This window comes from Streptomyces sp. NPDC033180 (assembly GCF_055577645.1).
Map to the genome: position 1 here is coordinate 19,820 of NZ_JBVIPU010000019.1, position 18,845 is coordinate 38,664.

General features: G+C 70.6%; 18 protein-coding genes. 12 read left to right on the forward strand and 6 right to left on the reverse strand.

Going from position 1 to position 18,845, the window contains the following annotated elements; genetic code table 11:
• Nucleotide 1 precedes the first annotated feature (1 nt).
• Entirely contained in the window at nucleotides 2–1,087 is a 1,086-nt protein-coding gene (locus tag ACZ5WE_RS34460; protein WP_467694512.1) for a hypothetical protein, read from the reverse strand.
• Nucleotides 1,088–1,246: 159 nt separating this feature from the next.
• On the opposite strand from ACZ5WE_RS34460, the gene ACZ5WE_RS34465 reads away from it, so the two are divergent.
• The 4 genes from ACZ5WE_RS34465 to ACZ5WE_RS34480 all read left to right on the forward strand — a co-directional run bounded on the left by ACZ5WE_RS34465 (nucleotide 1,247) and on the right by ACZ5WE_RS34480 (nucleotide 5,191).
• Nucleotides 1,247–1,525, forward strand: coding sequence for a hypothetical protein (locus tag ACZ5WE_RS34465; RefSeq protein ID WP_467694510.1), 279 nt, complete (start codon nucleotides 1,247–1,249; stop codon nucleotides 1,523–1,525).
• 108 nt (nucleotides 1,526–1,633) lie between these two features.
• Nucleotides 1,634–3,340: an immunity 49 family protein gene (locus tag ACZ5WE_RS34470; RefSeq protein WP_467694508.1), complete on the forward strand. Its 1,707-nt coding sequence runs from the start codon at nucleotides 1,634–1,636 to the stop codon at nucleotides 3,338–3,340.
• 91 nt (nucleotides 3,341–3,431) lie between these two features.
• Nucleotides 3,432–4,397: an ATP-binding cassette domain-containing protein gene (locus ACZ5WE_RS34475; protein WP_467694506.1), complete on the forward strand. Its 966-nt coding sequence runs from the start codon at nucleotides 3,432–3,434 to the stop codon at nucleotides 4,395–4,397.
• Nucleotides 4,394–5,191, forward strand: coding sequence for an ABC transporter permease (locus tag ACZ5WE_RS34480; RefSeq protein ID WP_467694504.1), 798 nt, complete (start codon nucleotides 4,394–4,396; stop codon nucleotides 5,189–5,191). The genes ACZ5WE_RS34475 and ACZ5WE_RS34480 overlap by 4 nt, the downstream gene beginning before the upstream one ends.
• 31 nt (nucleotides 5,192–5,222) lie before the next feature.
• Here ACZ5WE_RS34480 and ACZ5WE_RS34485 read toward each other — a convergent pair whose 3' ends face one another.
• Entirely contained in the window at nucleotides 5,223–8,399 is a 3,177-nt protein-coding gene (locus ACZ5WE_RS34485) for an ATP-binding protein (protein ID WP_467694502.1), read from the reverse strand.
• A gap of 25 nt (nucleotides 8,400–8,424) precedes the next feature.
• Here ACZ5WE_RS34485 and ACZ5WE_RS34490 point away from each other — a divergent pair, with 25 nt between their 5' ends.
• Complete coding sequence (locus ACZ5WE_RS34490) at nucleotides 8,425–9,066, forward strand: acyl carrier protein (protein ID WP_467694500.1); 642 nt, start codon at nucleotides 8,425–8,427, stop codon at nucleotides 9,064–9,066.
• Nucleotides 9,067–9,124: 58 nt separating this feature from the next.
• Nucleotides 9,125–9,724, forward strand: coding sequence for a hypothetical protein (locus tag ACZ5WE_RS34495; RefSeq protein WP_467694498.1), 600 nt, complete (start codon nucleotides 9,125–9,127; stop codon nucleotides 9,722–9,724).
• Here ACZ5WE_RS34495 and ACZ5WE_RS34500 read toward each other — a convergent pair.
• Nucleotides 9,679–10,875: an erythromycin esterase family protein gene (locus tag ACZ5WE_RS34500; protein ID WP_467694496.1), complete on the reverse strand. Its 1,197-nt coding sequence runs from the start codon at nucleotides 10,873–10,875 to the stop codon at nucleotides 9,679–9,681. The genes ACZ5WE_RS34495 and ACZ5WE_RS34500 overlap by 46 nt on opposite strands.
• Before the next feature lie 58 nt (nucleotides 10,876–10,933).
• On the opposite strand from ACZ5WE_RS34500, the gene ACZ5WE_RS34505 reads away from it, so the two are divergent.
• The 4 genes from ACZ5WE_RS34505 to ACZ5WE_RS34520 all read left to right on the forward strand — a co-directional run bounded on the left by ACZ5WE_RS34505 (nucleotide 10,934) and on the right by ACZ5WE_RS34520 (nucleotide 14,951).
• On the forward strand, nucleotides 10,934–11,668 hold the full coding sequence (locus ACZ5WE_RS34505) for a TioE family transcriptional regulator (RefSeq protein ID WP_467694495.1): 735 nt from the start codon (nucleotides 10,934–10,936) through the stop codon (nucleotides 11,666–11,668).
• A 157-nt stretch (nucleotides 11,669–11,825) separates the two neighbouring features.
• A complete protein-coding gene (locus ACZ5WE_RS34510) occupies nucleotides 11,826–12,965 on the forward strand; it encodes an FAD-dependent oxidoreductase (RefSeq protein ID WP_467694494.1) in 1,140 nt (379 codons plus the stop codon).
• Nucleotides 12,966–13,042: 77 nt separating this feature from the next.
• Nucleotides 13,043–13,996 (forward strand): polyphosphate kinase 2, encoded by a 954-nt coding sequence (gene ppk2, locus ACZ5WE_RS34515; protein ID WP_467694492.1) that lies wholly within the window; start codon nucleotides 13,043–13,045, stop codon nucleotides 13,994–13,996.
• A gap of 151 nt (nucleotides 13,997–14,147) precedes the next feature.
• Nucleotides 14,148–14,951 (forward strand): alpha/beta fold hydrolase, encoded by an 804-nt coding sequence (locus ACZ5WE_RS34520; RefSeq protein ID WP_467694491.1) that lies wholly within the window; start codon nucleotides 14,148–14,150, stop codon nucleotides 14,949–14,951.
• 75 nt (nucleotides 14,952–15,026) lie between these two features.
• Here the strand turns inward: ACZ5WE_RS34520 and ACZ5WE_RS34525 are convergent, their stop codons facing one another.
• Nucleotides 15,027–15,881, reverse strand: a complete 855-nt coding sequence (locus tag ACZ5WE_RS34525; RefSeq protein ID WP_467694489.1) for an alpha/beta fold hydrolase — start codon at nucleotides 15,879–15,881, stop codon at nucleotides 15,027–15,029.
• A 230-nt stretch (nucleotides 15,882–16,111) separates the two neighbouring features.
• Here ACZ5WE_RS34525 and ACZ5WE_RS34530 point away from each other — a divergent pair, with 230 nt between their 5' ends.
• The gene (locus ACZ5WE_RS34530) at nucleotides 16,112–16,729 is read left to right on the forward strand and encodes a hypothetical protein (protein ID WP_467694487.1); all 618 of its coding nucleotides are present in this window, start codon (nucleotides 16,112–16,114) and stop codon (nucleotides 16,727–16,729) included.
• A gap of 81 nt (nucleotides 16,730–16,810) precedes the next feature.
• A complete protein-coding gene (locus tag ACZ5WE_RS34535; RefSeq protein ID WP_467694485.1) occupies nucleotides 16,811–17,155 on the forward strand; it encodes a VOC family protein in 345 nt (114 codons plus the stop codon).
• 67 nt (nucleotides 17,156–17,222) lie between these two features.
• Here ACZ5WE_RS34535 and ACZ5WE_RS34540 read toward each other — a convergent pair whose 3' ends face one another.
• The gene (locus tag ACZ5WE_RS34540) at nucleotides 17,223–18,386 is read right to left on the reverse strand and encodes an FAD-dependent monooxygenase (RefSeq protein ID WP_467694483.1); all 1,164 of its coding nucleotides are present in this window, start codon (nucleotides 18,384–18,386) and stop codon (nucleotides 17,223–17,225) included.
• A complete protein-coding gene (locus ACZ5WE_RS34545) occupies nucleotides 18,383–18,796 on the reverse strand; it encodes a VOC family protein (protein ID WP_467694481.1) in 414 nt (137 codons plus the stop codon). The genes ACZ5WE_RS34540 and ACZ5WE_RS34545 overlap by 4 nt, the downstream gene beginning before the upstream one ends.
• Between the last annotated feature and the right edge of the window lie 49 nt (nucleotides 18,797–18,845).

Consider the following 18,845-nt stretch of genomic DNA (forward strand, 5'->3'; position numbering starts at 1 on the left):
GTCAGCCTCCCAGCCGCTCGCTCATCAGGTTTGGTTTCGAGCCGTAGATCTCGACAGTCCCGAAGGACAGCAGTGCGGACCCGGCCCTTGCCAGCGCACGCGGTTTGACGTCGATCGCGTTGGTGCGCTTCGGGCCGTAGGAGAAGGTGGTGCGCGTGCCGTCCACTCGCGCGTACTTCGACTGGAACGCGCGGTCGCTGCGCACCGGCAGCCACAGCGCGCCGTCCGGGCCGCGCACCACGGCCTCGGTGTAGGTGTCGCCCAGCGGTGGGTAAGTGGTGCGCCAGGTCCGCCCGTTGAAGGTCATCAGGTAGGTGCGGGCCACGCCATCGGTGTACTGGCTGCCGCCGATCGTGACCCGGCCGGACGGTTCGAGCAGGATGGTGTGCACGTTGCTGTTCGGCGGCAGCGGCACCTTCGCGTCCCGCCATGCCGTGCCGTCCCGGCGCAGGATGGCGGTACCGGTAGTGGTATCCGCCCAGGCCCAGGCATCGGTGGACGTACGCGCCGTGATCCCCATCAGGTAGAGCACACCGTCCGGGGCGGACTGCGTGGTCCACTCGGCACCGTCGTAGTGCAACACCTTCAGCCCGGTCTCGTCCTCACCGACCACCCACGCGGCGCCAGGTACCGCGGCGAAGTCCTGGTAGACCGACAGGGTTTGCGGCAGCGGGACGGTACTCCACGCTCCCGCCGACCGGCGCAGGATCTCTCCCGCACCCTCGCGGTTGTGGAAGATCCACACTTCCTCGCCCACGAACTGCACCTTGCCGAGCCAGCCCGGCTCACCGGCACCGGGGAAGGCCGTGTCCCGGCTCCACGTCTTGCCGTCCCACCGGTACAACATCGGCCGCAGCCCATCGGCTGCGTGCTCGTAACCAGTCGCCCAGGCCTCGCCCCGCCCCCGGGCGGCGAGGTCGGACACGGTCACCGGAGGGGCCGCCGCCGGCACCTGCAGCGCCGACCAGCTCGGCGCTGCGTCCGTCGCTGCGTTCGACGTCCCGCTCGGCGTCACGGCGGCGGCCGGCGACACCACCGCGGCACACGTGAGCACAAGGCAGACAACGACTGCACGGAGACCGTTCACAAGACCCCCCAGTACGCGAAGGTCGCACAGGCTATTGGCGCTCACCCGCTCGTGAACAGACGGCATCCGGCCGATCACCGCGAGCCCAGTGCCTGGTTCCGGCCCCCCGGCGACCTGGGGCGGAGCCGGATTGTCAGTGGTGGCTGGGAGTGTGGGGGCATGGACAGGGATGAGGAGTTGCTGCGCGGCCGGATCTACGGCCAGGACCATGACGACCCCCGGCAGGGCCCGCAGCCGGGACGGGACTACGCCGAGCTGGTCGGCGGCCCGCTGGACGGCCTGCTGCTCGACATCACCGGCTGGACGAGGGGTGAGATGGACACCGGCGTCGCCCTGCCCACGGAACTGGGGAAGTTCGGTGCCGGTGGGCGGGCGATGTACGACCCGCGCCCCGGCGACCGGCGGCGTCGCTGGGACTGGTCCGGTGACACTCCCTGACGATTCTCCGGCTACGCGGGGCAGGCCCACCTGTGCGCCCAGGCGTCAGAAGCGCACGCACACAGCTCGTGGAGTCGCTGCGGGTGAACGTCTCGTAGAGTCGCAACGGTGAACGTAGAGAACACTTTTGGCACACCGGACACTCCTGACCGTGACCTGCCGATGCTGACCATTACCCAGTCCGCCCACCTGCGGGCACTGGCCGCCCCGTACGCACGGGAAGGGCGCAACTACTCCCTTCACAACCTGGCGCAGATATGCCGCCAGGCGCCGCAGGAGCACTGGCCCGAGCTGGTCGAGGGCCATTTCGCCCGCTTGGAGGAGGGGAGCAAGGGCGGCGAGAGTCCCGCGGAGCTTCTTGACGGTGTGCACGCGCGGCTGCTGCCCACGGATTCGCTCACGCCGGAGATCGCCGGGGCCATGAGTTACGCGCGCGTGGTGGCCGAGGGGCTCGTCTTCGCCTACGCCCTGGACATGCCCACCAGCGTGCGCATGCTCACCGACTCCGACGTGGAGCGCGTCGGGGCGCAGGAGTTGGGGCAGGCGGCGTACGCGAACTTGATGCGCGTGCCCGTCGAGCACGACGAAGTACCCATCGAGGGAGGCGCGTTGCTGCACTCCCTGTACGGCGAATCGCCCTTCATAGCGAGCAAGGCCCTGTTCCTGTCCGAAGCGGTCCGGCAGGTCACCGGCGAGTCGCTTCCGGATGCCGGAGCCCTCTTCGTCGTGCCCACCCGGCACTTGCTGGGCGTACCACCCGATCGTCGACGGTTCCGTGGTCGACGCCGTCAACGGCCTTGCGGCGTACGGCCTCGGCGCCCACGAGGACGGGCCGGGCGAGCTGTCCCCCCCCGCGTCTACTGGTGGCACCAGGGCCGCCTGACCTCGCTCACGGTCATCGACCACGACACCCGTTCCTTCTCCCTGCAGCCGCCACCGGAACTGCTCGCCCGCATGAAGGGCCTGGTCCGCCTCGATCGTGCCGGACGACTCGACACCGCCGCCGCGGCCAAGGCGCCCGACGTGGCGGCCCTCACCCACGCCACGGCCGATGCCCTGGCCGCTCTCACCGAGAACCCGGCTGGACTGAGCGACGCCTTCACGTCGGCTCTCACGCTCGGTCACGCCCACTGCGCGGCCGACCCCGGAGCGGCTCACGTCGACACCTGGGACGCCTGGGCCATCGCCGTACAGCTCGGCACGGCGTTGTTCAGCGGTGCGCAGGCCCAGGAGTGCCGCCTGGGCGAGGACGTCGTGCGGCAGTTGCCCGCGACCCCGGCCGCGCCGCCCGCGGACGCCCGTGCCTGGCTCGATGCCTTCTACGCAGCGGTCGCGTGCCGCCAGAAGGACAGGGCCGACCGGCTGTGCGAGGTGCCGCTGGAGGTGTTGCGGCAGGACGATTCCGTCGACGCCTTCGTACTGCACTGGATCGACACGCTGCAGACCTACTGGGCCGAGCGCCCCATGGACGACGTCGTGGCAAAGCTACTCACGACCATGGAAACGTCTCATCCAAAGTCCCTGACCCACACGCCCAAGGACTTCGCTGACCTGATCGACTATCAGCCCGTCGCCCTCTTCCACCGCCTGATCGCCCGCGACCACGACGCCTTCGCCAACGCCCTGGCCGAAGCTGTCGCGCACCACGGCACCTACTGGGGCGACTCGGCGGCGCCGCGCGCGCGGGTGGCGCTGGGGCCGCTGGCGATCGCGAGTCTGGCGTACGACTACGGCTTTCCCATCGCCCTGCCCCAGCCGTACCTGCCGACGTACCTGCTCAACCGCGAACGGATCGAGGAGATGCCGGCGGGCTGAGGCACCTACCGCGCTGAGGCATCGTGCTGGGGCATCGCGCTGAAACCCTCGTGAAACCGCGCTGAATGCGCCCTGCCGCAGCCTCTGCGGCATGACGACGACAACGACACCGTCCTCACTCGCCATCGCCGCCACGGGGATGCGCAAGACTTACGGGGACAAGACGGTCCTGGACGGCATCGACCTCGCGGTGCCGGCCGGAACGGTATTCGCGCTGCTCGGTCCGAACGGGGCGGGCAAGACCACCGCCGTGAAGATCCTCTCCACGCTCATCACGGCCGACGCCGGGTCCCTGCACGTCGGTGGCCACGACCTGGCCGCCGAACCGCAGGCCGTGCGTGCCGTGATCGGTGTCACGGGTCAGTTCTCGGCCGTGGACGGTCTGATCACCGGCGAGGAGAACATGCTCCTCATGGCGGACCTCCACCATTTCTCCCGCTGCGAGGGCAACCGGATCGCCGCTGAACTCCTTGAGCGCTTCGATCTCACCCAGGCCGCAAAGAGGCCCGCATCCACCTACTCCGGCGGCATGAAGCGGCGCCTGGACATCGCCATGACCCTGGTCGGCAACCCGCGGATCATCTTCCTCGACGAACCCACCACCGGACTCGACCCCCGCTCACGCCACAACATGTGGGCGATCATCCGGGAGCTGGTCTCCGGCGGGGTGACCGTCTTTCTCACCACCCAGTATCTGGAAGAAGCCGACGAACTGGCCGACCGCATCGCGGTGTTGAGCGACGGCGAGATCGCCGCCGAAGGCAGCTCCGACGAGCTCAAGCGGCTCATCCCCGGCGGCCACGTGCGCCTCCGCTTCACCGACCCCGACGCCTACCGCGCCGCCGCCACCGCCCTGAACGAAGCCCACGCGGACGACGGGGCCCTCACCCTCCAACTCCCCAGCGACGGCAGCCAGCGCGAGCTGCGCTCCATCCTCGACTGGCTCGACTCCGTCGGCATCGAGGCCGACGAACTCACCGTCCACACCCCCGACCTCGACGACGTCTTCTTCGCCCTCACCGGCAGCGCCGACCAGCCCAAGGAGGCCGTCCGATGAGCTCTCGCACCCTCTCCCTCGCCGCACACGACTCGATCACCATGCTGCGCCGCAACCTCCTGCACGCCCGGCGCTACCCCTCCCTCACCCTGAACATCCTGCTGACGCCGATCGTCCTGCTGCTGCTCTTCGTCTACGTCTTCGGCGACGTGATGAGTGCGGGCATCGGTGGCGGCGGCGCCGACCGCTCGGACTACATCGCCTATCTGGTCCCGGGCATCCTGCTGATGACCATCGGCGCCACCCCGGCAGGTACCGCGGTGTCCGTCTCCATGGACATGACCGAGGGCATCATCGCCCGCTTCCGTACGATGGCGATCCACAGAGGCTCCGTGCTCATCGGGCACGTCGTCGGCAGCGTGCTGCAGGCCATCCTCAGCGTGCTCCTCGTGGGCGCCGTCGCCGTGGCCATCGGGTTCAGGTCCACCGATGCCACGGTCGTGGAGTGGCTGGCGGCGTTCGGGCTGCTCGCGCTCGTCGCGCTCGCCTTCACCTGGATCGCGGTCGGGATGGGGATGGCGAGCCCGAATGCCGAGGCGGCCAGCAACAACGCGCTGCCGCTGATGATCCTGCCGCTCATCTCGAGCGCCTTCGTCCCGGTCGACGCGATGCCGGGCTGGTTCCGGCCGATCGCCGAGTACCAGCCGTTCACACCGGCCATCGAGACCCTGCGCGGGCTGTTGCTCGGCAGCGAGATCGGCAACAACGGATGGGTCACGGTTGTCTGGTGCCTGGGCCTGGCCGCGCTCGGTTATCGCTGGTCGACCTCGTTGTTCAACCGCGACCCGAAATAGGCGCGCGGGCGCATCGAGCGCGCGGGCCGCATCAAGTAAGCGCGCGGGCCGCCTCCCACAGTTGGTCCCGCTCCAGGGCGGCGTACTGAGACACGGCGTCGGCGTACGCCGCCCGGTCGGCGTGCTCTGCCGCCTGCCGGGCGCGGGCCGCCGACATCGTGGGCTGGAACTCGCGCAGCACACGCAGCCGTTCGGCCAGCGCGATCATCCGTACGGCGGAGGTGTCGCCGGACGCCAGCCCGGCCATACCGAGCGCGTGCAGCACCGTCCCGAACACCGGCAGGACCATGGGGGAGCGGGGAGGGCCGTCGAGCAGCGTCCGCAGCCGCTGCCACAGCCGGTGGACCGGTTCCGCGACCAGGTCGAGGCGGCCGGCGTGCGCGTGGGCCGTCACGGCCGCCGACTGGATCTGCAGCGCCCACGGGTCGAGCCACGGGTCGCCGCTGTGCAGTGAGCCCGCCTCGGGCATCCGCTCCACGGCGCCGCGCCACAGGCCGAGCCCGGCCTCCGTGCGCCCGCGGGTGAGGGCGATCTCCGCGCGTCCCCCGAGGTCCGGGCTGTAGAAGTCGTACTCCTGCGGGTTGTTGGCGCCCTCGGTCTGCCGCAGCCAGTACTCGGCCTCGTCGGGATCGCCGCGCTGCAGGCAGGCGAGGACGAGGGCCGAGCGGATGCCGATGTGGTCGAGTTCGTCACCGAGCCGCGGCAGCGCCTTCAGTGCCGCTGTGAGGTGCTCGTAGGCGGTCTCGCCGTGCCCCATCCGCAAGGACAGTTCACTCAGCCGGGAGTGGCCCATGAGCTGGAGGGGCGGATGGTCGACGGAGGCGAGCGCGGTGATCATCCGGTGGGCCGAAGCGAGCGCGCGGTCGATGTCGTGCTCGTACTCCCCTACGTAGGTGGCCACGCACTCGGCGACGCAGGCGACCAGGGGCTGTCGGCTGTCACAGAGTGTTCGCAGCACGGCGTAGTCGGGCGGGCGCATCTCGGGGAGTGCGCTCAGGACCGCCGCGGTGGCGCGCGGCAACGTGTCAGGCGGAGCCGCGGGCAGTCGGCGGAGAGTGACGAGCTGGCGTACGCCATGTGGCCCGAGGTTCATGAACAGGCCCGCCGCGCACAACACCGCCGACGTGCGGGCGACTTCGACGTACTCGGGCCCGGGGTGGTAGTGCGACAGCGGTGGGCCGGTGTCCGCGGCGAGGGTGGCGAGGCGGGGGTAGTTGGAGTCGGTGGACCACAGGGCGGCGAGGACGGCGGTGAGGGCGGCGATCGTGGGTCCGTCCGTACGGGCCAGGGCGTGCCGCAGGGCTGGCGCGAGGTTGTCCTGCTCGGCCCTGATCCGCTCCCTGGCGGCGACGTGGCCGCCCTCACTCGGGCGAAGTGGGGAGCGCGGGGAAGGTTCCGGGCCGAAGAGCACGTCGTGGTGCGCGAGCCCGAAGTCCCGTGCCCAGGAGAGGAATCGGCCCACCGCCGCGTCCTCCTCGCCGGCCTCCGCACGGCGGGCCGCGCTGAACTCCCGTACGGCCTCCAGCATCCGGAAGCGCACGCCGACCGGGGTGTCGGCGACGGTGAGCAGCGACTGACCCGCCAACTGCTCCAGGAGCAACAGTGCGTCGCCGCCGAGTACATGCTCCGCCGCCTCCCCGGAGAACCCCCCGGGGAAGACCGACAGCGTGCGCAGCGCACCCCTGGCGTCCTGCGCGAGCAGGTTCCAGCTCCACTCCACGACCGCGTGCAGCGTGCGGTGGCGCTCCGGCACGTCCCGCGCCCCGCCCCGCAGCAGCGCGAACCGGTCGCCGAGCCGGCGGGCGATCTCCGGCACCGACAACACCCGCACCCGCGCCGCCGCCAACTCCACGGCGAGCGGCAGGCCGTCGAGGTGGCGGCAGAGCCCGGCCACCGCGTGCGGCGGCAGCTCCACGCCGGTCCTGGCGGCCCGTGCGCGCTGCGTGAACAGCTCGACCGAGGTGGCGAGACCGAGCTCCGGCAACGCGTAGACGGCCTCCGACGTGAGGTCCAGCGAAGCCCGGCTCGTGGCGAGCACCCGCAGCTCCTTCGAGGACGCGACCAGGGCCCGTACGAGATCGGCGGCGCCCCGGACGACCTGCTCGCAGTTGTCGAGCACCAGCAGAGCGGGACCGGGGCCGAGCACGCCGAGGATGCCGGACACCGGGTCGGCCGCGACGGGGCCGCTCACGACACCGTGCCGCCCCTCGCCCGCACCCAGCGCGGCGGCCACCTGCGTGGCCACGTCCGCGTCCGCGGTGACGGCGGCGAGCGGCACGAAGTACACCACGCGCTGCTCGGCCCGGCGGCTCACGGCGTGGGCGAGCCGGGTCTTGCCGAGGCCGCCAGGACCGACGACCGTGACGGCACGGGAGGTGCGCAACAGCCGCTCCACCGCCGCGATGTCCGCCTCACGGCCGAGGAGGGGATTCGGCTCGTGCGGCACACCATGCCGGGTGACCGGCGCCTCGCCGCGCAGCAACTCCTGGTGCACGGCCCTGAGTCCGGCGCCGGGATCCGTGCCGAGCACGTCGCGCAGCTCACGGCGGTACGCCTCATAGCGCGTGAGCGCGGCGGACGGGCCAGCCGTCGCAGCCTCGCCGCGCAGCAACTCGGCGAGCACCTCCTCGTCGCGCGGATGCTCCACTGCGACCTCGGCCAGTGGCCCCGCCGCCTCCGCATGCCGTCCGAGACGGGCGAGCGCGAGCGCCTGTGCGCGGACGAGAGTGCCGCGGACGGGGGCACGCTCGGCGCGCAACGCTGCGACGGGGTCGCCGTTGGCGGGCGTTTCGCCAGGGATGCCGACCGCCTCGCCGGGGGCGCCCTCCCACAGAGCCAGCCCGGCCCCGGCAGCGGCCAGCGCTCCCGCCTGGTCCCCGGCCCTGGCCCGCTCCGCGCTCGCGGCGGCGTGCAGCAGCACGGCGGAACTGTCGACCTGATCCTCGGCGAGGGTGAGCCGGTAACCCGTCGGCGTGCTCGCGATGACGTCGGCACCCAGCTGCGCCCGCGCCCTGGACACAAGGACCTGCAGCGCCTTTCCCGGCCGCTCCGGCAACGCGTCCGGCCACAGCCCTGCCACCAGCCGCTCGGTACCGCACCCCGTACGCAGGTCGCCCGCGAGTAGTGCGATGAGGCCGCGCAGCCGGGGCGCGGTGACCTCCCGCCCGCGAAGGGCGACACGCGGCAGCAGGGTCAGTTCGGTGGTCACCCGTGCAGGTTAGCCAAGGCCCTCCGTGCCGAGCAGCATGGTCGCGGCCGTCGTCGCCCCGTCGGCCCTGGTCAAAGAACGCCGCAGAGCCGGGCTGCCCGGCCAGGCGTACCGGTGGGGAGTCATCGGCGACACCGGGTACGTTCACCGCGCCGCCCGCACCGACGAACTCGTCAAGGCAGGCTGGACCAGCCTGAGCAGCAGCGATGCCCTCACCGCTTTCGATGATTTCCTGGGACACCCCCGAGTTGCCACAGTCGTGGTGGGTACTGGCGCGGGTCTGGAACGAGGACTGTCCGTGCTCCCCCGGCTCGCCATGCCCCGCACGGCGACGCTCCTGCCCCACCGCGAGCGGTGTGAGGCCTCCGCCCGTCTCCACACGGCCCTGAAGGGTGCGAGCCCCGAAGACGCTGTGCGCCTGACTGAGGACGCCCTGGCCGAACTGCTCGCCGGCATCCTGCAGACCACCCCCGAACGCATCGACCGCCAGCGCCGTTTCGACCAGCTGGGCGTGGACTCCCTGATGGCCGTCGAGTTCACCACCGCCGTACGCGAACAGATCGGCTACGAGATCCCCGTCATGGAACTGATCTCGGCCGGCAGCCTCACCGCGCTCGCCCATCGCATCGCCGGTCACCTCGGCCGTCACCGGTCGAACCCCGCCTGACACCCATCAGCGCAGCCCTCCAGAGGGCGGGCGCGGCCAACCCGACACCAGGAACACCATGTCCCCTTCCAGCCCGCCCTTCGGCCAGCCGGTCCTCACCGTCCTCGATCGGCGCCCCGAGGCCCGAGCGCGCACGGCCGCCTTCGCGATCCTGGCCACGACCACCGCGGCCGACGGCTACGCACACCTGATGCTCTTCCAGACCGTGGCAGGCTTGGGCGCGGGGGCAACGGCCGCGGCGGGTACCGAGTCCGTCATGAGCGCCGTCCCCGGCGACCACGCGGGCCTCGGCTCAGCGGTCAACGACGCCACCCGTCAAGTCGGCCCCTCCCTCGGAGTCGCCGTCCAGGGCTCCCTCCTCAGTTCGGTCTACCACGACCGCATGGCCGACAGCCCCCCAGGAGCGGGCGACAACATCCTCGCCGTACGGGTCCTGGCCTCCCATCTCCCGAAGCCCCCAGCCCTCCAACTCATCAGCACCGCAAAGGAATCCTTCATCTCCGGCCTCACCGTGACAGCCACCCTCGCGGGCATCGTCACCCTCGCCACAGCCCTGGCGGCAGCCCGTTGGCTCCCAGGCTCACGCCGACCGGCGCCACTGCATCCCGACGCTCAGTCACCTTTGACGAACACCAGCCCGTCAATCCCGCTCAGGTGAGCCGGGTCGAGCGGGGCGTAGCCGAACCAGGGTGATACGCGGGGTGCGGGCGGTGTGTCGCCGAGGGTGGTGGCCAGCTGCGCGGCGTCGATGACGTAGCGGTCCTTCGGGAGCGCGTACAGGAGTCCTTCGAGGGTGTCCTGTTGCGGTGTGTCCACTCCCTGGTGCCGGATGGTGCCGAGGGCTGTGGCCAGGAAGGCGTACTCCTTGCCGAGGCGGGCGCTGACGAGCGCGCCGGCGCTCCACCACTCCAGCAGTGGCTGGTTCCACATGCGCATCGTGCTCTTGTCCCGTTGCAGATGGCTGTTGTGGGCGTGGACGAAGGTCGGGCCGCGCTCGGCGAGGGCGAGGAGGTTGTGGGCCATCATCTGGTCCCGCAGCCCCAGAAGGCGGGTCATCCGGCTCGGCGAGGCGTCGGCCATCCAGTGGTGGTACCGCAGCAGGCCGGTGGCGGTGCGCCCGTACAGGCGCGCTCGGTCCAAGTCGTCGGGCGAGGATGCCGTGAGCAGGTGCGGGGTCTGCGTGTCGAGCAGGGTCACGAGGTCGTCGGCGAGCAGCCGTAGCCGCCCCGCCTCGGGTGACTGTCCCACGGACTGGGCCGGGTCCATGATCGCGGCGGGACTGGTCCACGGGTCGTCGGCGCCGAGCAGGTGGTCGAGCGCGTCCGTCGTTGTGGGGAGCAGGCCCGCGTCCAGGTGGGCCGAGAGGTAACTGTGGAGTGCGGTGAGGGCCTGGCGGGGGCTCGCGGCGTGGGTGATCTCCAGCGGACCGTCGAAACCCGCGAAGCGGACCTGCTCGCGCGCGGGTCGGCCTCGGTTGAACTCCCTTATCCAGCGCACGAGTTCGCGGTTGGGCTCGGCGGTGTCCCAGCCGTGGCTGAAGCCGTGCTCCATGACCTCGTCGAGGGTGCCTGTGCCCGAGGTGACGTAGTCGTCCACGACCAGACCCATCATGCAGTCGCTCTCGATCGCGATCGTCCGGTAGCCCTCCTGCTCGACGAGCTGCTGGAAGAGCTCGTTGCGCAGGTCGAGCAGATCGTCCTCGCAGTGGGTGGGCTCGCCCAGGGCGAGCAGCTGTGGCCGAGTCCGGAGGAGACTCATGACGGCGGCCGCCTCGACGGCATGGATGGTGTCCTTGATGTCTGTAGCCATGCCTTAAACGCTATCGTTGAACCCTCGGTTGAAACTTTTCTGCGGTATGGGCGGTCTCATGGGGCGAAACCTTCAAAGTGGGGAGCGGCTCAGGCCGGTTGACCTGGCGCGCGGGCACGGTCTGTCCACGCAGGCGATCAGGAACTACGAGGAGGCAGGAATCCTCCCGGCCGCTGATCGCACGCTTCACGGCTACCGCACCTACACCTCGCTGCACGCGCGGGCCCTGCGCGCGTTTCTCGCCCTGGTGCCCGGCCATGGCCACCGGACCGCGACGTCGATCATGCGGGCCGTGAACCAGGGCGAGGCCGAGGAGGCGTTCCGCCTCATCGACGAGAGCCACGTCCAGCTTCTTGAGGACCGACGGACCCTCCAGGCCGTGGAGAGGGCACTGCGAGACCTGGGGTCCACGACGCCGGTGGCAGGGGCCGGTTCGGACGGCATGTTCGTCGGGCCACTGGCCGGGAAGCTCGGGATCCGGCCCGCGACCCTGCGCAAATGGGAGTTGGCCGGGTTGGTGAGCCCGCGCCGGGACCCGCGGACCGGCTACCGCGTCTACGACGAGGCCGACGTACGGGATGCGCGTCTGGTGCACCAACTCAGGAGGGGAGGCTACCTGTTGGAGCAGATCGCGCCGCTGATCGACCAGGTCCGGGCGGCCGGCGGTCTTGAGCCTCTGGAAGCCGCGTTGAGCGACTGGCGCGGTCGGCTGTCCACCCGGGGGCGGGCGATGCTGACCGGCGCCGCCGGACTGGAGACGTACCTGAGCGAGAGCGGACCAACAGGCCCTTGACCTGGGGTGGTCCCGACCTTGGCGTGGGCGTCGGTCGGCTGTCGGGGCCGTGGGTCCACCGTCGGTGACCTGTCGGTGGCTTGTCGGAGTGGCCCGGCATCTTTCGAGTACCGGCCGCCGGAGATCACTTGGGTGGCCCCGACCCCGAGGAGCCCCCATGCATACCCCCGTCACGGTCATCGGCGCCGGACTCGGCGGACTCACACTGGCCCGCGTCCTGTACCTCCACGACATCCCGGTCACGGTGTACGAGGCGGAGGCCTCCCCGGCGGCGCGTTCGCAGGGCGGGATGCTCGACATCCACGACTACAACGGACAACTCGCCGTCCAGGAAGCCGACTTGATGAACGAGTTCCGTGGCCTCATCCTGGAGGGCCGCCAGGCGATGCGAGTCCTTGCCCCGGAAGGGAACGTCCTGCACGAGATGGCCGACGACGGCACGGGAGGACGTCCCGAGGTGCAGCGCGGTGAGCTGCGACAGATCCTGCTCGACTCGCTCCCGGCCGGCACCGTCCGGTGGGGGCACAAGGTCAGCGGCGCCCGTACCGTCGTCGAGGGCCGCCACGAAGTGATTTTCGCCGACGGTGCCACCGTCATCACGGGCCTGTTGGTCGGCGCGGACGGCGCGTGGTCACGGGTCAGGCCGCTGCTGTCCACCGCCACACCCGAGTACACCGGAAAGTCGGTCGTCGAGACGTACCTGTTCGATGCCGACACCCGGCACCCGGCCGCGGCCAAGACGGTCGGCGGCGGGGCGATGATCGCGCTCTCGCCGGGCAGGGAGATCTTCGCCCACCGGGAGAAGGGCGACACTCTGCACGCCTACGTGGGGGTGTCCGAGCCGCAGGACTGGTTCGCGGCCATCGATTTCACCGAGGGCGCGGCGGCCACCGCGCGGATCGCGCAGGAGTTCGCGGGCTGGGCGCCGGAGCTCACCGCGCTGATCACCGACAGCGACACAGCGCCGATCCTGCGCCCTCTCTTCGCTCTGCCCACCGAGCACCGGTGGGACCGGGTGCCGGGCGTGACCCTGCTCGGCGACGCCGCCCACCTCTCGGCCCCGAACGGCGAGGGCGCCAACCTGGCCATGTACGACGGCGCCGAACTCGGCAGGGCCATCGCCACTCACCCCGACGACATCGAGACCGCCCTCACCGCGTACGAAGAGGCCCTGTTCCCCCGCAGCGCCGCGCCAGTCATGTTCGAAGGGGTCGAGGCCCACGGGGCCGACTCCGAGAACGGCGCGGCGGAGGCCCTGCTCAAGAGGCTCGTCGAGCAGGGGACCGAGGGTAGTTAGGGCGAGCTCTCTCCAATGGTGCGGAGTAGCGTTCGAAGTGGGTAGGAAGGTGACACGCGTCGATGAGAGGAGACGGTGTGGCGTCGGACGACAAGGACCCGGAGCGTTTGCTGGACGGGTTGTCGGTGGATGAGGCCCGGCCGGAGCGTCCTGTACTGCTCGACGCGGAGGGAGAGCCGCTGCGGACGTGGCGGGAGAACTATCCCTACCCGGAAAGGCTGAAGCGGGGGGAGTACGAGCGTCGGAAGCGGATCCTGCAGATCGAGCTGCTGAAGTTGCAGAGGTCGGTGCGCGAGCAGGGCCAGCGCATCGTGGTCGTGTGCGAGGGACGCGACGCGGCAGGCAAGGGCGGCACGATCAAGCGCTTCACCGAGCGCCTCAACCCCCGCGGGGCCCGCATCGTGGCGTTGGACAAGCCCACTGAACGCGAGGCGGGCCAGTGGTACTTCCAGCGTTACGTGGCGCAACTGCCGTCCGCGGGTGAGATCGTCTTCTTCGATCGCTCCTGGTACAACCGAGCCGGCGTCGAGCCCGTCATGGGCTTCTGCACCCCACGGCAGCACGACGAATTCCTGCAGCAGGCACCGCTGTTCGAGAAGATGATCACCGATGACGGCATCGTGCTGGTCAAGTTCTGGTTCTCCGTCTCCCGGGCGGAGCAACGCACACGCTTCGCCATCCGCCAGGTCGATCCCGTACGGCAGTGGAAGCTTTCACCCACGGATCTGGCCTCGCTGGATCTGTGGGACGCCTACACCCGCGCCAAGGTGGACATGTTCCGCGCCACGGACACCGTCCACGCACCGTGGTCGGTGATCAAGTTCAACGACAAGCGCCGCGGGCGCCTCGAAGCGATCCGGCACCTGCTGCTGAGTGTCGACTACGAGTCGATGGACAAAGACGCGGTGGGGGAGGCGGACCCGCTCATCATCGGTCCGGCCGACACGCTGCTGGAAGCGGATGAGGACCCGACGGACCTGTCGCCAAGCCGACTCGCCGAGAATGAGCAAGGCCCTGGTCAACACCCGTGACGCCGAGCCTGCTCGCCTGCCACGCGGCGGGACTTGAACGGGCCGCCCCGGGACTGATCGCGGGCCTTCCGGCATCCGAACGGGAACAACTACTCTCCACCGAGTGGTACATCCGCCACGATGCCGCCGGCTCGGGAGGGGGAGATCTCTGATGACCGCGTTACACGTGACGGTGTGGGACCAGACCGGTGGTGCGGGAGCCCCTGTGGCCCCAGTGACCCCTGCGGTCTTCGCGCACAGCATTTTCACATGGGGCAGTGACGAGGCGTACGGGTTCGCCGCCCAGCGGTCGCTCGCCGACCGCTACCGCCTGCTCCTTGTGGACCGCCGTGGTTACGGCCGCAGCCCCGACACCGACCGCAGCGACTTCGACACCGACGCCGACGACCTGGTGGAACTGCTGCGGCAGCAGGACGCGGGCGCGCACCTGGTCGGCCACGGCAACGGCGGCCTCGCAGCCATGCTCGCTGCCGGGCGCAGACCCGACCTCGTGCGTTCCCTGACGCTGATCCAGCCTTCCGCGTTCTCCGCGGCCGCCGGTCACCCGGTGGTCGAGGCCATGCTGGGCCGGGTGCGGGACAGTGCCGGTGTGCCGGATTCGGTGACGCCGGAGCAGTACCTGCGCGCCTCCACCGAAGGCCAGGGCATGCCCCTGCCCGACCCCACCCCGCAGCGCCTTCGTGCCGTGGCCACGTCGATGCGCGAACGTCCTGTATGGGAAGCGACAGTGCCCCTGGCGCCCTTGCGGGCCGCGCCTTGGCCGACGCTGGTGATCTGCGGGACCTGGCAGGACGCGCCGGAGACGTACCGCAAGTACGCGGGCGAACCGCTGATCGCCTGCGCCGAAGCCGTGGCGGACGCCGTTGGTGCCCGCCTGCTCCGTGTGCCCGGCTACTACCCGCACACCCAGCAATTCGCCACGGTCAACGCTGCCTTGCGCGATCTATGGGGTTAGGCCGCGAAGCGGTTCGGCGCGCGGCCACTGCGCGCCGAACCGCATCGCGTACCGCGAAGTCGGGACAGCGGACCGTCAGCGCGCCGCGAGGTCCGCGAGCAGCTGGGCCGCGGGCTTCGGGTGGACGAGCCAGCGCAAGTGGCTTCCCTCGAGGGTCCCGACATCGAAGGTGTTGTCGGGAGTGAGAGCGTCGGCCTCGCGGATCATGCGGTCCTGCATGGCGAGGGGGATGCTTGCATCGCCGGTCAGGCGCACATAGGTCTTCGGAATGCCCCCCCACGTCGCGGCCCGGGTCCGGTCGGCGGACGTGCCGATATCGAGGTTCTCGTCGGGCTGGAAGGAGTTCAGGAACGTCAGGAACTCGTCGTCGGTGAGGTCGGCGGCGAAGGCCTGCTTCATCGCGGCGATCGTGGCCGGGGCGGCAGTGCGGAAGTTGACCCGGAGCAGACCGAGCTCGGCCGGGTTCCCGACGAACGCCGGAGCGAAGGCCCCCGGGTCGACACTCGCCATCTCCGGCTCGGCGTAGTAGTCGCTGACATCCAGGTCGACGGGGCACCAGGCGGAGACGTAAGCGATCCGGTCGATCAGGTCGGGGCGGGCGTTGCCGACCGCGGTGATCGTGGCGCCACCTCTGCTGTGGCCGACAAGGATGGTCGGTCCGTTCTGTCTCGCTCTCTCGAGGACCTCGATCACACGGGCGGCGTTGTCGGCGAGGGTGACCCCCTTGATGCTTCCCGGTACTCCGGCGAGCGCGTCGAGATCCTGCGGGGCCTGGTAGGCCGCGGCGTAGGTCGCCTCGAACCCGTGCCCCGGGAGGTCGACGGCGACCGAGCGGTGCCCGAGGAGGCCGAGCTCGGCCTGCAGCGGCGCGAACGAGAACGAGTTCGCGAAGGCGCCATGAACAAATACGAATGTCGGCTGATTTTGCATGCCCGTAGCCTCCAACGGAACGATCTTCGGGACAAGCACGGTTCGGATATTTCTGTGCCAACGCCCGGCCCGCGACATGACCTTGGCCCGCAGCGTTCGCGTACCTGTGCGTCTCCGTGTTCGCGTACGCAACAGGCCAGGTCAGACACCATGCCGACCGGCCGCGGAGCGATCCGCCATTATTTCAGCCCTGCCGCGGAGCGATGGAAGGCGATCATTAGCCTTTGCTCATGAGTGACGACACCTGGAACGCCCTGAAGGCGACTCCGATCGCGGAGATCCGGCGACGCGCCGTGATCATCAACACCCTTGTCGAGGTCGAACCGGTGACGGTGGAGGGCGCGGAGCGGTTCGCCTGGAACGACAGTGGTGGGCAGTCGGCCGTGTGGTACTTCACGCCGGACGGTCGAGCGATGCTGATGACCTTCGACCACGAGACGGTGCTGAACCTCTATGCCGAAGGTACCTACGCCGCGCAGGAGTCGCTTTACGGCGGAGTCCCCGCGGATCTCGTCCAGCTGGTACGCGACCGTCCCGAGACCTACGAATCCCTGAACCTCACCGCTCCGGAGACGGACGAGACGATCCACTACGCCGGCGGCGTGTTCTGGTTCGACGGCACGCGGTGGCAGGCCGCCGCAGGATTCCTGGACCACTGCGAGCAGGAGGGTCTGGACCCCATGGCCGATTCTGGATTCGACTACTGCCTCGACGACTACCTGTTCGGCCGGGAGTTCACCGCGGAGACCTTCATCGCGTACCGGGACGCCGACGACTGGTACGACACCTCCGCGGAGAAGGACGAAGCGCTGGCCGCTGCCCGGGACGTCTTCGCGCGGCACGGGTGATGCGGCGGAGCGCGGACGCGGCAGACCCGCCACGTACGTACGGGGGCCCTGCGCGGACGCCGTCGTGCATAGCATGGCCTCATGACCGTAGACCTGTTCGCGGGCATTCCCGTCCGCGACTACACCACCGCGGTGGCCTGGTACCAGCGCCTGTTCGGCGGGCCGCCGGCCTTCCTGCCCAATGACACCGAGGCGGTGTGGGAGCTCGCCGAACACCGGTACATGTTCATCGAGGTGCGGCCCGGTCATGCCGGGCACGCCCTGCACACCGTCTTCGTGGAGGACCTCGACGCGCGCGTCTCCGGGATCGCCGAGAGGGGCCTGAAACCGGACACGCGCGAGACCTACGCCAATGGCGTCCGCAAGGTCACCTTCCGCGACCCGGACGGCAACGAGATCGGATTCGGCGGCGCCCCGACGGCCTGACCGGGACGACTGACTCCGGCCGAGCGGAGCGGAGCGGACCGACCAGCTCCGCGGCGCGGTCACCTGGTCACTGGTCGCCGGGTGCCGTCCAACCGAGAACCGGCGTCATGGAACGCAGCGTCGCCCGCGCCGGCATCAGCCGGGCGGCCGCGTCGCGCAGCAGCACGGCAGGCGGCCACGACAGCTGGCCGACAGTGCCGAGCCGGGCGGAGCGACGCGCGATGGCCTGGGTCCGCGGGCGGCGCAGCAGGTCGTACGAGTGGAGCGCGGAGGCCACGGCCGTTGTGCCGTCGAGGCAGTGGGCCAGGGTGACCGCGTCCTCCAGGGCCTGGCACGCGCCTTGGCCCAGGTTCGGGGTCATGGCATGGGCCGCGTCGCCCAGGAGCGCGACCCGGCCCCGGACGAAGGTGGGCAGCGGCGGCAGGTCGTACAGATCGTGCCGGAGCACCGCGTTCGCGGGGACGGCGGCCAGGAGCGCCGGGATGGGGTCCGGCCAGGCCCCGAACCGGCGCAACAGTTCGCCGTGTTCGGAGGTCCCGGGAGGTACCCCGGCCCCGGCGGGCAAAGAGGCGGTCCCGAAGCAGTACATCCGCCCGCCCGGCAACGCCGCGTAGCCGAACCTCTCCCCACGGCCCCAGGTCGCGCCGCCCTCGGCCGGCGGCGCGGTCAGCGGCTCGGTGACCATGCGCCAGGCGGTGTACCCGGCGTACCGGGGGCCCGCCGCATCGGGCCAGAGCGCACCGCGGACGGCACTGCGCAGCCCGTCGGCGCCGATCACGAGGTCGGGCCTGGACTCGCCGCCGGAATGCTCGACGACAAGGCCGTGGTCGTCGTCGCGGACCATGGACACCTCGCTGCCCGGCCGCAGACTGTCGGCGGGCAGCGCCTCGGTGAGCGCCCGCAGCAAGTCCGCGCGGTGCAGGACCACCAAGGGATGGCCGAAGCGGCGGAACAGCTCCGCATTGTCCGTACGGGACAGCCAGCGGCCCCGACGGTCGCGGACGCCGCCGCTGGCCTCGACGGTGCCGAGTGCCTGGACGGTGTCGGCCAAGCCGAGCACTTCGAGGGCGCGCAGCGCGTTCGGCCACAGGGAGATGCCGGCGCCGATCTCGGTGAACTCCGGGGCCCGTTCCAGCACTTCGACGCGCCAGCCCCGGCGATGCAGGGCGATGGCCGCCGCGAGGCCGCCGACCCCGCCGCCGATGATGGTCGCGGCGCCACACCCGGTCACGTGGCCGCCGATACGGTGCGGGGGCGGTGAGCCCTGATGTCCACAGGGCGCCCGTCGGGGTCGCGAGCTGTCATCGTCCACTGCGTGGGCAGTGTCTCGATCTGCCCGACCGGCCACCCGGCTCCCGACATGCGCTCGCGGACCTCACGCAGCTGCCGTTGGGTTCCGACGCGCAGACCCCATCCCGCCTGGCTCAGGGGATCGAGATCAGTGGCGGGGGGAGCAGCGGTTTCAACGATCATCAGGTGGTCGTGCCCACCGACATCGAGGACCGCGATCCGAGGATCGGGAGGGGCCGCGGCACGCTCGAACGCGAGCGTCGCGCCGAGCAGCTCCGTGTAGTACCGCACGAGCCGGTCGAGGTCGGTCGTGGACAGCGTCAGATGGTTGATACCGAGGAGATCAGGCATGGTCGGCCAACTGTAGTGCAGCCACTGGGAGGTCCGCGCGGTCGCAGAG

Bases quoted from the DNA above. Each gene is read 5' to 3' on its own strand.
- ACZ5WE_RS34465 (WP_467694510.1), top strand. From the start codon at position 1,247: ATGGACAGGGATGAGGAGTTGCTGCGCGGCCGGATCTACGGCCAGGAC.
- ACZ5WE_RS34475 (WP_467694506.1), top strand. From the start codon at position 3,432: ATGACGACGACAACGACACCGTCCTCACTCGCCATCGCCGCCACGGGG.
- ACZ5WE_RS34480 (WP_467694504.1), top strand. From the start codon at position 4,394: ATGAGCTCTCGCACCCTCTCCCTCGCCGCACACGACTCGATCACCATG.
- ACZ5WE_RS34495 (WP_467694498.1), top strand. From the start codon at position 9,125: ATGTCCCCTTCCAGCCCGCCCTTCGGCCAGCCGGTCCTCACCGTCCTC.
- ACZ5WE_RS34500 (WP_467694496.1), bottom strand. From the start codon at position 10,875: ATGGCTACAGACATCAAGGACACCATCCATGCCGTCGAGGCGGCCGCC.
- ACZ5WE_RS34505 (WP_467694495.1), top strand. From the start codon at position 10,934: ATGGGGCGAAACCTTCAAAGTGGGGAGCGGCTCAGGCCGGTTGACCTG.
- ACZ5WE_RS34510 (WP_467694494.1), top strand. From the start codon at position 11,826: ATGCATACCCCCGTCACGGTCATCGGCGCCGGACTCGGCGGACTCACA.
- ACZ5WE_RS34520 (WP_467694491.1), top strand. From the start codon at position 14,148: ATGACCGCGTTACACGTGACGGTGTGGGACCAGACCGGTGGTGCGGGA.
- ACZ5WE_RS34525 (WP_467694489.1), bottom strand. From the start codon at position 15,881: ATGCAAAATCAGCCGACATTCGTATTTGTTCATGGCGCCTTCGCGAAC.
- ACZ5WE_RS34530 (WP_467694487.1), top strand. From the start codon at position 16,112: ATGAGTGACGACACCTGGAACGCCCTGAAGGCGACTCCGATCGCGGAG.
- ACZ5WE_RS34535 (WP_467694485.1), top strand. From the start codon at position 16,811: ATGACCGTAGACCTGTTCGCGGGCATTCCCGTCCGCGACTACACCACC.
- ACZ5WE_RS34545 (WP_467694481.1), bottom strand. From the start codon at position 18,796: ATGCCTGATCTCCTCGGTATCAACCATCTGACGCTGTCCACGACCGAC.